The 11,989-nt window shown below is 66.9% G+C and carries 13 protein-coding genes; 7 read left to right on the plus strand and 6 right to left on the minus strand.

Going from position 1 to position 11,989, the window contains the following annotated elements; translation table 11 throughout:
• The first annotated feature begins 42 nt into the window (after positions 1–42).
• The gene (locus F618_RS0110860; RefSeq protein ID WP_019568556.1) at positions 43–1,053 is read left to right on the plus strand and encodes an adenosine deaminase; all 1,011 of its coding nucleotides are present in this window, start codon (positions 43–45) and stop codon (positions 1,051–1,053) included.
• Positions 1,054–1,077: 24 nt separating this feature from the next.
• Here the strand turns inward: F618_RS0110860 and F618_RS0110865 are convergent, their stop codons facing one another.
• A complete protein-coding gene (locus F618_RS0110865; RefSeq protein ID WP_018144221.1) occupies positions 1,078–1,566 on the minus strand; it encodes a PleD family two-component system response regulator in 489 nt (162 codons plus the stop codon).
• 242 nt (positions 1,567–1,808) lie between these two features.
• Here F618_RS0110865 and F618_RS0110870 point away from each other — a divergent pair, with 242 nt between their 5' ends.
• Entirely contained in the window at positions 1,809–3,173 is a 1,365-nt protein-coding gene (locus F618_RS0110870) for a diguanylate cyclase (RefSeq protein WP_019568557.1), read from the plus strand.
• Between the two features lie 21 nt (positions 3,174–3,194).
• On the opposite strand, the gene F618_RS0110875 is transcribed toward F618_RS0110870, so the two are convergent.
• Both F618_RS0110875 and F618_RS0110880 read right to left on the minus strand, forming a co-directional pair.
• On the minus strand, positions 3,195–3,656 hold the full coding sequence (locus F618_RS0110875; protein WP_019568558.1) for an RT0821/Lpp0805 family surface protein: 462 nt from the start codon (positions 3,654–3,656) through the stop codon (positions 3,195–3,197).
• 134 nt (positions 3,657–3,790) lie between these two features.
• Positions 3,791–5,323, minus strand: a complete 1,533-nt coding sequence (locus tag F618_RS0110880; protein WP_019568559.1) for an AAA family ATPase — start codon at positions 5,321–5,323, stop codon at positions 3,791–3,793.
• Between the two features lie 136 nt (positions 5,324–5,459).
• On the opposite strand from F618_RS0110880, the gene F618_RS0110885 reads away from it, so the two are divergent.
• The 3 genes from F618_RS0110885 (at position 5,460) to F618_RS0110895 (ending at position 7,493) form a co-directional block, all read left to right on the plus strand.
• Positions 5,460–6,164 carry a TVP38/TMEM64 family protein gene (locus F618_RS0110885; protein WP_019568560.1) on the plus strand — a complete coding sequence of 235 codons (705 nt, stop codon included), beginning with the start codon at positions 5,460–5,462 and terminating at the stop codon, positions 6,162–6,164.
• 123 nt (positions 6,165–6,287) lie between these two features.
• Complete coding sequence (locus F618_RS0110890; protein WP_018170089.1) at positions 6,288–7,031, plus strand: class I SAM-dependent methyltransferase; 744 nt, start codon at positions 6,288–6,290, stop codon at positions 7,029–7,031.
• Between the two features lie 138 nt (positions 7,032–7,169).
• Positions 7,170–7,493 carry a hypothetical protein gene (locus F618_RS0110895; RefSeq protein ID WP_018170090.1) on the plus strand — a complete coding sequence of 108 codons (324 nt, stop codon included), beginning with the start codon at positions 7,170–7,172 and terminating at the stop codon, positions 7,491–7,493.
• Positions 7,494–7,508: 15 nt separating this feature from the next.
• On the opposite strand, the gene F618_RS0110900 is transcribed toward F618_RS0110895, so the two are convergent.
• Positions 7,509–8,945 (minus strand): diguanylate cyclase, encoded by a 1,437-nt coding sequence (locus tag F618_RS0110900; RefSeq protein WP_019568561.1) that lies wholly within the window; start codon positions 8,943–8,945, stop codon positions 7,509–7,511.
• 172 nt (positions 8,946–9,117) lie between these two features.
• On the opposite strand from F618_RS0110900, the gene F618_RS0110905 reads away from it, so the two are divergent.
• Both F618_RS0110905 and F618_RS0110910 read left to right on the plus strand, forming a co-directional pair.
• Positions 9,118–10,110, plus strand: coding sequence for an MDR family oxidoreductase (locus F618_RS0110905; protein WP_019568562.1), 993 nt, complete (start codon positions 9,118–9,120; stop codon positions 10,108–10,110).
• Positions 10,111–10,162: 52 nt separating this feature from the next.
• The gene (locus F618_RS0110910) at positions 10,163–10,519 is read left to right on the plus strand and encodes a hypothetical protein (RefSeq protein WP_019568563.1); all 357 of its coding nucleotides are present in this window, start codon (positions 10,163–10,165) and stop codon (positions 10,517–10,519) included.
• 58 nt (positions 10,520–10,577) lie between these two features.
• On the opposite strand, the gene trxC is transcribed toward F618_RS0110910, so the two are convergent.
• Together trxC and F618_RS0110920 are read right to left on the minus strand one after the other, a co-directional pair.
• Positions 10,578–11,012, minus strand: coding sequence for a thioredoxin TrxC (gene trxC / locus F618_RS0110915; protein WP_026182010.1), 435 nt, complete (start codon positions 11,010–11,012; stop codon positions 10,578–10,580).
• Between the two features lie 76 nt (positions 11,013–11,088).
• Positions 11,089–11,964 (minus strand): cupin-like domain-containing protein, encoded by an 876-nt coding sequence (locus tag F618_RS0110920; RefSeq protein WP_018938119.1) that lies wholly within the window; start codon positions 11,962–11,964, stop codon positions 11,089–11,091.
• Positions 11,965–11,989: the final 25 nt, after the last annotated feature.

An 11,989-nucleotide genomic window follows, 5' to 3' on the forward strand; every position in this document is an offset into this window, starting at 1 on the left:
AGCCTCTGCGCACTTTCCTCCCCGACACCGCAGGATCCCGCCATGCAAGACGCCATCGCCACGCTCCCCAAGGTCGAGCTGCACCTGCACATCGAGGGCTCCCTGGAACCCGAGCTGATGTTCGCCCTGGCCGAGCGCAACAATGTCGAGCTCCCGTATGCCTCGGTCGAGGAGGTTCGGGCCGCCTACCAGTTTCACGACCTGCAATCCTTCCTGGATATCTACTACGCGGGCGCCTGCGTCCTGCTAACCGAGCAGGATTTCTACGACCTAACCTGGGCGTACCTCGAACGCTGCCGGGACGACCACGTCCGCCACACCGAGATCTTCTTCGACCCGCAGACCCACACCGAACGCGGCGTGCCCTTCGCGACGGTCATTGACGGCATCCACCGCGCGCTGGCCGACGGCGAACGGGAGCTCGGCATCACCAGCCGCCTGATTCTCTGTTTCCTGCGCCACCTGAGCGCCGAGGCCGCGATGGAGACCCTGGAGACCGCCCTGCCCTGGCGCGAGCACATCCACGCAGTCGGGCTGGACTCCGCGGAGCTGGGCAACCCGCCGGAGAAATTCCAGGCCGTGTTCGAGCGCGCGCGGGCCGAGGGATTCCCCGCCGTGGCGCATGCCGGCGAGGAGGGACCACCGGACTACATCTGGCAGGCACTGGACCTGCTCAAGGTCGCGCGCATCGACCACGGCGTCCAGGCCGAGCAGGACCCCGACCTGATGCAGCGCCTGGCGCGGGAGCAGATCCCGCTGACCGTCTGCCCGCTGTCCAACATCAAGCTGTGCGTGTTCGAGCGCCTGGAACAACACAATCTGCAGCGCCTGATGGACGCGGGGCTGTGCGTCACCATCAGCTCGGATGACCCGGCCTATTTCGGCGGCTACGTGGGGGAAAACTTCCGCGCCACGGCCGCGGCCCTGCAGCTGGACCTGGATGACCTTGAAAAACTGGCACGCAACGCCGTCGACGCCGCGTTCCTGGAAGCCAGCGCAAAACAGCGCCTGCACGACGAGATCGGCGACTGGCGGGCCCGGCAGGCCGCCTGAACCGCGAGTGCGGGTCCGGGATTCCTATCCGGAGAAGCGCGTCGGGCGGGCCGGAAGACGCCCCTTCGCCACCAGGCGCTCGATGCGGGTGAACACCTCTCCGCGGCCGAAGGGTTTCTTCATGAAGTCGTCGGAGCCGATGCGATCGAGGAAGAACTGCTCGACCGCGTCCTCGTTGCCGCTGATCATGATCACCGGCACCTTCGCGGTGGCGGGGTCCCGGCGCAGTTGACGCAGCATGGCAAACCCGGTCATCCCGGGCAGGAGGATATCCAGGAAGATCAGGTCCGGTGGATTCTCGCGCGCCAAAGCCAGCGCCTCCTCGGCATCGCCGACGCCAATCGGCTCCAGCTCGTTCTGCTTGAGCATGCTGGTGAGCAGCGCGACCACCGTGCGCGAATCATCCACCACCAGCACCCGCAGCCCGCGAGCGGCCTCCTGGCGTGCCTTTGTACGCCGCTCGCCGGCCTTGCCGAACCGCAGCAGACTCCCCATTCGCTGCATGTAGCTCATGCCGGACTCCTTTCCCCTGGCCGTAGTGTTTTGTCGCACGCCAGATGACCGCATTGTTCCCGTGCCCGCACGCCCTGTCCAGCGCGCCTTGACGGCCCGTTTGAAGCCCGGCGCGAAGACGCGCATTATCCGGATTTGCCTGCGGATCACTGAATGGAGTCAGGACCCAGCATGACGGCAGACACGCTCCGACCGCCGGTCACGACCGCGCCCCGGCGAGACCGCCCAATGGACGGCCCGCCATGAAGATCCTGGTCGTCGACCACTCCCGTGTGTTCCGGGCGCTATGGAGCCGCATGGTCCTGGCCGCCGGCCACAAGCCGATCATGGCCGCAAGTGGTGCGGAGGGCCTCGCCCGCATCGAGGAAAACGACCTCGAGCTGGTCTGCGCCTCCATTACCCTGCCCGACATGAGCGGGATCGAGTTCTGCCGCCAGGCACGCGCCAAACCCGCCGGCCATGATCTGCCACTGATCCTGCTGACCACCAAGCAGGACCACGACATACGCCGCGCGGCCTTCGAGGCCGGCGCCACCGATCTCCACGACAAGACCAACATCCGTGACCTGTTCCACCAGGCCGCACGCTACGGCCGGCCGGTGGAACACGCCCACGAGGGGCATGTGCTGTATGTCGAGGACAGCCCCACCGTCGCCCGGGTGATGACTCGCATCCTCGAGGGCATGGGTCTCGAAGTAGCGCACTTTCGCAGCGCCTCCGCCGCCCTGAATGCCTTCGACGAGGGCACCTGGGATCTGGTCCTGAGCGATATCCTGGTCGAGGGCGACATCAGCGGCATGGGGTTGGTCAGCCGCCTGCGCCACCGCTTCCCCGACAAGACCAGCCTGCCGATCGTCGCGATGTCCGGCCTCGACGACCCGAACCGACGCGCCGAGCTCTTCCGCCTGGGGGTCAACGACTTCGTGACCAAGCCGGTGCTGGAAGACGAGGTCCGCGCCCGCATCGGCAACCTCCTGGCGAACAAGCGCCTGCTCGAGGAAGTCCAGAGCCAGCGCCAGAAACTCTACGACATGGCGATGATCGATCCCCTCACCGGCCTGCGCAATCGTAATGTCCTGGCCGAATGCGCCGTACGCTTCTTCACCGAAGCCAACCAGAAGGACATGGCCCTCAGCCTGATCCTGCTGGATATCGACCATTTCAAGCAGATCAACGACAGCCACGGCCACCTGGTAGGCGACGAGGTGCTGGTTGGCGTGGGCGAGTTGCTACGTACCACCGGGCGCGAGGCCGATGTCGCCCTGCGCTTCGGCGGCGAGGAATTCCTGCTGGTCCTGCCCGAGTGCGACCTGTTCGATGCCCATACCCGTGCCGAGGAGCTGCGCCAGCAACTGCGCGAACTCAAGCCCGCCGGACTGACCATTACCGCCAGCTTCGGCGTGACCAGTCGTCCCTGCGGTCGCGAGATCGACATGAACGACCTCTTCCGGGGCGCCGACCAGGCCGTCTACCAGGCGAAGAGCGAGGGGCGTGACTGCGTCGTCTCGCGCACTCTGGATGCTGGAGCCGAATCCGACTTCCAGGACACCCGTACCGCCGACGACTCGCCCGGGCCGGGGCAACCGAACCCGGAACCGTCTGTCTGAGATTCGGACCAGGCCCGCCACTCAGCCCTGGATACGCCAGCTGCCGTCCGGCTGCCGACAGGCGGTCCCGTACACCTGCTCGGTCTGGCCTCCGATCACCGCGTCGATGGTGTATTCGCGGCACGGGCCGGCGGTGGTCTCGTAGGTCCGCGTCGGCATCACGGTGTACTGGTTGCCGCTGTCGGGATTGACCCACCGCGAGGGCACACCCGTCCGCACACTCTCCAGGGTCTGGGCCGTCTTCAACCGGTCGACCTCGTCCATGGACTGGCCCACCGAGCCACCGATCGCCGCGCCCGCGAGGGTGCCGGCGATGATCGCCGCGGTCCGGCCACGCCCGGAGCCGACCTGCGAGCCAAGCACGCCCCCCAGCACGCCGCCGATCACCATCCCGGCCTGTTCCTGCGACCCTTGATAGGTCGCACAGCCGCCGAGACCCAGGACCGCCGCCAGGACAATCGCGAAAGAAACATTGCGCCACATGAGCATTCCTCCACCGGCGACCCGTATCCGAACCCGTGGGGGACCGGGACCCGTACCGGCTCTGGCGTCCCCCTGATCGGAGTATAGGCCACCCGGAGCCCACGCTCCGGCGCCCGGAAAACCAGGCCCGGCGGTCAGCCGGGCGGCTTCGGCGGGCCGGACGCGGCGCCCTTCGGCTCCGGCTTCGACGCATTGATCGCGCGCTGGAAGACCCAGCTCTTGATCTCGCGGATCTGCTCCACCATGGTCCGCGACAGCGGTACCGTGTTGATCACGTTGCGGATCACGTCGCGCTGGTTGAACACCCGCCCCTCCTGGTAGGCGTCGATCCGCGCCGACTTCACCGCCTGCTCGATCTCGGCCCCGCTCCAGTCCTCGGTGCTGGCCGCCATGTAGTTCAGGTTGAAGTCCTCCAGGTTGCCGCCGTGACGCTCGACGTGGATGCGCAGGATCTCCTTGCGCTCATCCACATTCGGCAGGTCGAGGAAGAACAGCTGGTCAAAGCGCCCCTTGCGCATCAGCTCGGCCGGGAGCTGCTGGATGCGGTTCGCGGTCGCCGCCACGAACACCCGGGGCGACTTCTCCTGCAGCCAGGTGAGAAAGCTGGAGAAGATGTTTACATTGCCGGCGCTGCCCGCGGCGTGACTGTCGAAACCGAAGGCATTCTCCAGCTCGTCCACCCACAGCACCATCGGCGCGATCTCCTCGGCGATCCGGGTGGCCCGGGCAAAGGCGTATTCCGGCGTACCGAAACTGCCGGACAGCACCAGGCTCATGTCCAGCCGCACCAGCGGCAAGCCCCAGGCGGTGGCGATCGCCTTGGCGGCCATGCTCTTGCCGCAGCCGCTCACCCCCATGAACAGCACCCCGGCCGGCAGCGGGACGTTGTCGTTCCAGGCCTTCTCGGTGAACAGGTCGGCGCGCGTGCGCACCCATTCCTTGAGGTTCTCCAGACCGCCGATATCCTTCAGCGAGCGCTGTGGCGGATAGAACTCGAGGCAGCTCTCCTTGCGCAGGATCTGGCCCTTCTCCTCCTGGATCTCGGCCAGCATGTCGGCCTCGGGCAGCGGCTTGCCGCGGAACAGCCGCGCACTCAGGTGCCCGACCTCGTTGAGCGACAGGCCGCGCATTCCCGCCGCCACCCGGAACAACTGCTCGCGCGGGACCGCCTCGGCGCCACGGGTGTGTTCGAGCTGCTCCAGCACCTCGGCCTCGGACGGCAGCTCCACCTCGACCAGGAAGACCTCCTTTTTCAGGATCTCCGGCAGCTTCAGCAACGGGCAGCTGAGGAACACCACGTTGCGCCCCTTCTTCAGCTGGTAGTACAGGTCGCGCACTCCGCGCACCAGCGCCGGGTTGTCATCGAACCACATGGGCAGATCCTTCAGCAGGACCATGCGCGGGGCATCCGTCTCGCCGGCCGCCACCCGCGCCACTGCAGCTACCGGGTCCGTCGTCGGGGCATTCGGGTCGTCGTGCTCGCCAAATCCGTGACTCGCCGACCAGACTTCCAGGTGGCCGTCTTCGCCGTAGAACGAACGTGCGACCGAACGCAGCAGCCGCTCCATGCGATCTTCGTCCCAGCCGAGAAGGTAGAACACCGGATAGTGCGACTTGAGCCCGCGCAGGATCTTGTGTGCCGTCTGATTCTCCAGCTTCTTGCTCAATGCGCGTCTCCTCCCCGGGTGCCTGAGCCGAGTGTACCGATCCGCGGCGCCGATGCGACCTGCCCACCGAACCTTGGGATTGCGCATCCGCTACTCTGACCGCATCACGCCGGACGCTCCCCGGAGGCCCCGCTCAATGACGCCCCCCCGCCCCCGACCCAACGGATGTTCCCGCACCAACATCGGGCGCGGCCTGCTGGTGCTGCTGATCGCGCTGGGCATCGGCATCGCGCTGTGGATCGGCGATCCGGTCCGCCTGCTGGCCTGGGGCGATGCCGTCGCGGGCGGCCCCTGGGCCACGGCAGGGCTGGTGCTCCTGATGGCCCTGATGCTGACCTTTGCCCTGCCCGGCACGCTCATCCTCTGGTTGATCGCCCCGTTCCATCCGCCCCTGTTAGCCATCGGTCTGCTCCTCGCAGGTAGCGTCAGTGGTGCCTGGGGTGCGTACCGCGTGTCCGCCCGCCTGGCGCGCCATCCCGATCACGAACGCCGCGAAGACGCCTGGCTGGCCGATTTCCTGCACCGCCACAGTGGCCTCGCCACGCAGATCGCGCTGCGCGTGCTCCCCGGCTTTCCCCATTCGATGGTCAACTACGCCGGCGGCGCGCTGGGCCTTCCACTTGGCCGTTTCCTGCTGGCAGCCGTGCTTGGGCTCGCCGTCAAATGGAGCGTGTACGCCACCGCCATCCACGGGACCACCGACGCCCTCGCGAGCGGCGAGGCCCTGCAACCGCAAACCCTCCTGCCCCTGTTTGCGCTGGCGGTGCTGTTGTTGCTGGGCGCCGCGCTGCGCCACCGGATTCAGCGCCGCCACTCACGGCGCCTTGAGACCGACGAATGACACAGCGGATGGCGCTGACCCGCCCACCAAACCGAGAACGGCTTCCCGGAGTCTACCCAGTCAGCCTGTGACCACCCGTCAGGTTGGTTACACTGTTGCGCACCACTCAAGCCCGGCCACCGCGTGACCCACGATACTGCCCCGCAGCAACATTCGGACATCGGCGACGTCAACCAGCGCTTCTACGATGGCTTGTGGGCGGACACGCGTCTGGTGCACCCGGAGCGCTTCAACACCTGGAGCCTGGTATCCAGCCTGGCCGAATCGCATACCCGCCGGCTCGAAGTCGGGCCCGGCATGCGCCCGCGCCTGCCGATCGCCGGGACCCACTTTGTCGATATCAGCCCACCGGCCCTGGCGGCACTGGAAAGCGCGGGCGGCATCACCCACACCGCCCCCATCTCCGCCCTGCCCTACGCCGACCAGAGCTTCGACCTGGTGTGCGCGCTGGACATCGTCGAGCACGTGGAAGACGACGAGGCGGCCCTGGCCGAGCTCTCGCGGGTGGCAGCACCCGGGGCCCGGGTACTGCTCTCCACCCCGCTACACCCGGAATACTGGACACCGTTCGACGACATCGTCGGCCACTACCGGCGCTATGAACCGGCCAAGCTGACGCAACTGCTGGAACGCCACCACCTGCAGATCGAGCAAAGCGCGATCTTCGGCATGAAGCCCAAATCCTCGCGCCTCAATGACCTCGGCATGTGGTTCCTGCAACGTCATCGGCCGGTCGCGATGAAGGTCTACAACCGCTTCCTGATGCCCCTGGGACTGCGCCTGCAAAAGCCCCTCGAATTGACCCCCGGCATGGTCGCCACCGACGGCGTCGAAGAGGTCTTTCTGGTCTGCCGCCGCGCATCCTGAAGCAACACGCCCCCGGCTGCCCCTGACACGACCCGGGTCGGTGGCAACTCAAAGCCCCGCTCCGCACCGGGCCTGCTTGATGGAAACCCTCGTCCGGGCGTACTGTCTATGCAGGCAAGACTCCCGAGAGACCATCCAATGCTCGACCTGCTGCGTTCACGTTCCACCTACAGCGATCAGCGCTTCCAGTTTTCCCTGCTGGTGCTGGCCACCGGCTTCGTGCTGACCCTGCAAAACCCGCAGGCGCAGGAATCCGCTGCGGAACTGTTTTCCAAGGTGGAGTTCCCGAATTTCGCCCAGGTCCAGGACATGCGTCCGCAGCTGCCGCCACCGTGGATGGAAGGCGATCAGCTGGTGAGCGAAGACAGCGAGTCGGTCCCGGTCGTCACCCTGCTTGAGCGCGAAGATGCCCGCTCCGCCGATCCGCGCGAACGCCCGACGCGCGCCGCCGGCGCAGAATAACCCCGGCGGGGGTAATCAGAGCCCCGCCGCGCAGACCCGGTTGCGTCCCTCGCGCTTGGCGCGATAAAGCTGCCGGTCCGCCTCCCCCAGAAGATCCTCCGGCGCCACGGATCGTCCCCCGTCGACCGCGGATAGCCCGATACTGACCGTCACCGCATCCGTCACATTATCCGGGTGGCCCAACTGCAACGACTCGACCTTGCGGCGCACCCGCTCGGCGACCGCCCGCGCACCCTCCAGCGTGGTGTCCGGCAGGATGCAGGCAAACTCCTCGCCGCCATAACGCGCCACCAGATCAGTGGGCCGGTGTGCCGCGGCGCGCAATACCTCCGCGACCTGGCGCAGGCAGTCATCCCCACGCTGGTGGCCAAAGCGGTCGTTGTACGGCTTGAAGTGATCAATATCGATCATCAACAGCGCCAGGTTCACCTCGCGCCGCGAACCGCACTCGCGCTCCAGCACGGCATCGAATTCGCGCCGGTTGGCGAGGCCGGTCAGGCCATCTACCCGCGCCTGGCGTGCCAGCTCCGCCTCCACCTCCTTGCGCGCGAAGGTGCCGGCGATGATATCGGCTACCACCTGCAGCACGGCGATCTGTTCGGGGCTCCACTCGTAGTGCCGGGCCACCGAATCAAGGCCCAGAAACCCGAAGGCCTTCTGATCGCTGATCAACGGGATGAGCAACAGGGACTCGATATCCTGGCGCCGGAACTCGGCCTGCTCCACCACCGCAGTCTCGGGGAGCGCACCCACATCGGGGACGTGCACCGGGTGTCCCTGCCGAATCTGGCGGGTCACCCAACCATGCGCCTCCATGGGTATCCCTTGCATCTCGTCGAGGAAGGGGGCGACCCCGGGCGCGCACCACTCGCTCACCAGGTCCATCGTCTCATGGTCCGGGCGAAAACAGATCACGTAGGCTCGCCCCATCCGGAAGAACTCGCCCAGACGTTGCAGGGCCTGCACAACGGCCGCGTCCACCGCGTCCGCCGACAGGTCCGCAAACTGCGCGGAGATCGCCGAGACCACCTCCTGCAACCGGTACTGGTGCTGTGCCCTGAGTTCCAGTTGCTTGCGCTCGGTGATGTCCTCGCCCATCACGCTGGCCCCAAGCAGCGTGCCCTCGGCATCGAAGAACCGCTGGGCATACCAGGACAGCGTGCGCTGTTCACCACTACGGGTGCGGATGATGGACTCCAGGCCCGCGATCTCGCGGCCTTCGTGAATGATGGCCTGCCCCTCGGCGAAGACCGCCGCGCGATAGTCCGAGTCGGGGAAAAGCCATTCCCAGATACTCGCGTGTCCCACCACTTCCTCGCGGCTATAGCCACTGATCCGTTCCGCCGCCCGATTCCACAGCGTCACCCGCCCCTCGGGATCCAGGGTATTCACCCAGACCGGGGCGTATTCAATGATCTGTGAATGGAAACACCCGGAGGGGTCTGCCGCCATGATGATCCTCGCAACGGGAAACAATCGGCGCGTGGCGCAACGCCGCCCGGCGAACACGCGCAATCCCGTTCGCCCATCTCAATGAGGTTAGCAACATTCCCCGCCCTTCGCGCCAGAAAAGACGGCCGTTTGTTAGGCTGCCGTTGCATTCCCTGACGAGACGCTGATTCGCATGACCGAATCCTTCAAGGCCCTGCTCCTGGAACCGCAGCCCGACGGCCCGGTGGCCACGATCCGGACACTCACTCTCGACGACCTGCCCGCGGGCGAGGTCCTGCTCCAGGTTCACTATTCGGGGCTCAACTACAAGGACGGCATGATCCTGCAGGGGCGGGGCAACCTGGTGCGGGATTATCCCCACGTGCCGGGCATCGACCTGGCCGGGACCGTGCTCGAATCGTCGGACCCGCGCTACCGCCCGGGCGATCCCGTCGTGCTGACCGGCTACCGTGTCGGCGAGGCCCACTGGGGCGGTTACGCCCAGCGCGCGTGCGTCCGCGGCGACTGGCTGATCGCTCAGCCGTCCGGCTACAGCGCGCGCCAGGCGATGGCCGCAGGCACCGCCGGCTTTACCGCCATGCTGGCGGTGCAGGCCCTGGAAGACCACGGATTGCAACCGAGCACCGGCGAGGTTCTGGTCACCGGTGCCTCCGGCGGCGTGGGCAGCATCGCCGTGCGGCTCCTGGCACGCCTGGGCTACACGGTCACCGCCGTGACCGGACGCCCGGAGAACGCCAACTACCTGCACCAACTGGGCGCCAGCACCATCTTGGCTCGCGAGGCGCTGGCCGACGCGCCGGCCAAGCCGCTGCTGGGCGAACGCTGGGCGGGCTGTGTGGACACGGTCGGCGGCGACATGCTGGCCCATGTACTCGCCGGGATGGCGTACGGACGTTCGGTGGCCGCCTGTGGCCTGGCCGGCGGCGCGCAGCTCCAGACCACGGTCCTGCCGTTCCTGCTGCGCGGGATCAACCTGCTGGGGATCGACTCGGTCCTGTGCCCCGCCGAGCGGCGGCGGGGCACCTGGGAGCGCCTGGCCGCTCTGCTCCCTGGGGCCGATCTCGACGCCATCACCAGCGAGATCGGCCTGGAAGACCTGCCGGACTACGGCGAGTCGATCCTGAAGGGCCAGATCCGCGGCCGTACAGTAGTCCGGCTGGATTAACCCCCGTCGAACGCGAACCGACTATGCTGGGCATACCACCCTGGAGGCGCCCGTGACCGAACTCGAAACCCGTCTAAAGCACATCCGTGACCGCTTGGCCGAGCTGGAGGCCATGGCCCGCGAGGACACCACAGAGGCCGCCCACCGGGTCACGGCCGAGTTGACCCGGGAGCTCAATCAGGCAATGGAAGACGCCGCCGACAGGACCGAAGGCACCGACACGCCTGCGGCCAGCGAGCCACGTGCGCCCCGCGACCCGGTCGAAAAATGCCCGCGCTGCACGCTGCGCAGCTTCACCTTCCAGGACGGTACGATCCGGGAACGTGCGAACCAGCCGGGGCATTTCGAGGCGCAATACCACTGCATGAGCTGCGGCCACGAGGCCTGGCGCGAACTGGGCAGCCGCTGATTGATTACCGTCGGCACCCTACGATGCTGACGACCGCGACGAAGCCACCTTTGCCCGGCTAAACCTGGCTCTGGGTCCAGCGCACGATATCTGCCGCCCCCATCGCGCCCGCCTGGCGCGCCACTTCACGTCCGCCGCGGAACAGCGCCAGGGTCGGGATACTGCGGATCGCAAACCGCCGGCCCAGCTCCGGCTCCGCCTCGGTATTCACCTTCGCCAGCCGCACGGTCGGCTCGAGGTCCGCCGCGGCCTGGCGGAACTGCGGGGCCATCATCTTGCAGGGGCCGCACCACGGCGCCCAGAAGTCCACCAACAGCGGGATATCGTTGCGCTCGAGGTGGCGGAGGAAGTTCGTGGCGGTCAGTTCCAGCGGATCCTGGCCGAACAACGACCGATGACACTGGCCACACTTCGGGCCGGCACCCAGCCGTGTCGCAGGGATTCGATTCACCGCGTCACAATGCGGACAGACCACGTGCAGGGCTTCACTCACGGCAGCACCTCGTTCCAGGCAGAAGAAGAAAAGGCCAGCACCCTGATCTTACTCCGCGAGCGCGCGCATGGATCCATCAGGCCGCAGGATGCCGGGCGAGAAAGTGTTCGGTGCGTTCCACCGCGCGACGTTCGTTGCGGTCGTTCCAGGATTGCCCGACCAGTCTGCGCATGGTGCCCTCGATGGTCCGCGTCACCAGCAGGTTGCTCAGCATCCGCGCGACATCCGGCAGGTCACGCGGAAACGCCCGCAGTGCCATGGAAAAGCCGATGTCGTCATACAGCACGTAGTGCCAGAACCCCGGCGGGATATAGAGCACGTCCCCGTGGCGCAATTCGGCCAGGTGGCCCCGCACATGCCGCAGGGCCGGATGGCGCTGGTAGTCGGGATCCTCGAAGTCCACCGAGGCCAGCGCACTGAACGAGAAAGGCACGTGATACATGTACGGCGTGTACTCGGGAGCGACCAGCAGTACGCGTTTCGGCCCGCCAAAGTGGCACAACAGGATATCCGGGCGGTCGATGTCGAAGTGCATCTGCACGCGCGCGTCCTTGCCGCCCATGAACAGCACGGGCAGCTTGCGGAACAGGTGCAACCCGATTTCGGGAAACTCGAAGTCGCACGCCAGCGCCGGCCGGGCGGCAACCAGGTTGAAGAAGAACAGGCGCAGGTCGCGCTCGCCCCCCTCCAGAAGGTCCAGGTACTCCGCCATCGGCATGTGCAGGGACGCGGCGTGCTGATGCCCGTTGTCGCGCGCAGGCCGGCTGTCATACAGCGGCACCACGGCATCCCCGGCGACCTCGCGAAAATAGTCGGGTGTCCAGCGCTCCCGTGCCGGCCACTCTCGGGTCAGCTCCTCCAGGATCACCGGTTGCGCGACCGCCTTGTACTGCCGCAGGAACGTGTCCGGTTCGACAAACCCGACCCGCTCTACCGGCGTAGTCTCGATCATTTCCGCTCCCGTTTCCTCGCTCGGG

The sequence above is a fragment of the Thioalkalivibrio sp. ALMg13-2 genome (assembly GCF_000381185.1).
Taxonomy (GTDB): Bacteria; Pseudomonadota; Gammaproteobacteria; order Ectothiorhodospirales; family Ectothiorhodospiraceae; genus Thioalkalivibrio; species Thioalkalivibrio versutus.

Bases quoted from the DNA above. Each gene is read 5' to 3' on its own strand.
- F618_RS0110860 (WP_019568556.1), top strand. From the start codon at position 43: ATGCAAGACGCCATCGCCACGCTCCCCAAGGTCGAGCTGCACCTGCAC.
- F618_RS0110865 (WP_018144221.1), bottom strand. From the start codon at position 1,566: ATGAGCTACATGCAGCGAATGGGGAGTCTGCTGCGGTTCGGCAAGGCC.
- F618_RS0110870 (WP_019568557.1), top strand. From the start codon at position 1,809: ATGAAGATCCTGGTCGTCGACCACTCCCGTGTGTTCCGGGCGCTATGG.
- F618_RS0110875 (WP_019568558.1), bottom strand. From the start codon at position 3,656: ATGTGGCGCAATGTTTCTTTCGCGATTGTCCTGGCGGCGGTCCTGGGT.
- F618_RS0110885 (WP_019568560.1), top strand. From the start codon at position 5,460: ATGACGCCCCCCCGCCCCCGACCCAACGGATGTTCCCGCACCAACATC.
- F618_RS0110895 (WP_018170090.1), top strand. From the start codon at position 7,170: ATGCTCGACCTGCTGCGTTCACGTTCCACCTACAGCGATCAGCGCTTC.
- F618_RS0110900 (WP_019568561.1), bottom strand. From the start codon at position 8,945: ATGGCGGCAGACCCCTCCGGGTGTTTCCATTCACAGATCATTGAATAC.
- F618_RS0110905 (WP_019568562.1), top strand. From the start codon at position 9,118: ATGACCGAATCCTTCAAGGCCCTGCTCCTGGAACCGCAGCCCGACGGC.
- F618_RS0110920 (WP_018938119.1), bottom strand. From the start codon at position 11,964: ATGATCGAGACTACGCCGGTAGAGCGGGTCGGGTTTGTCGAACCGGAC.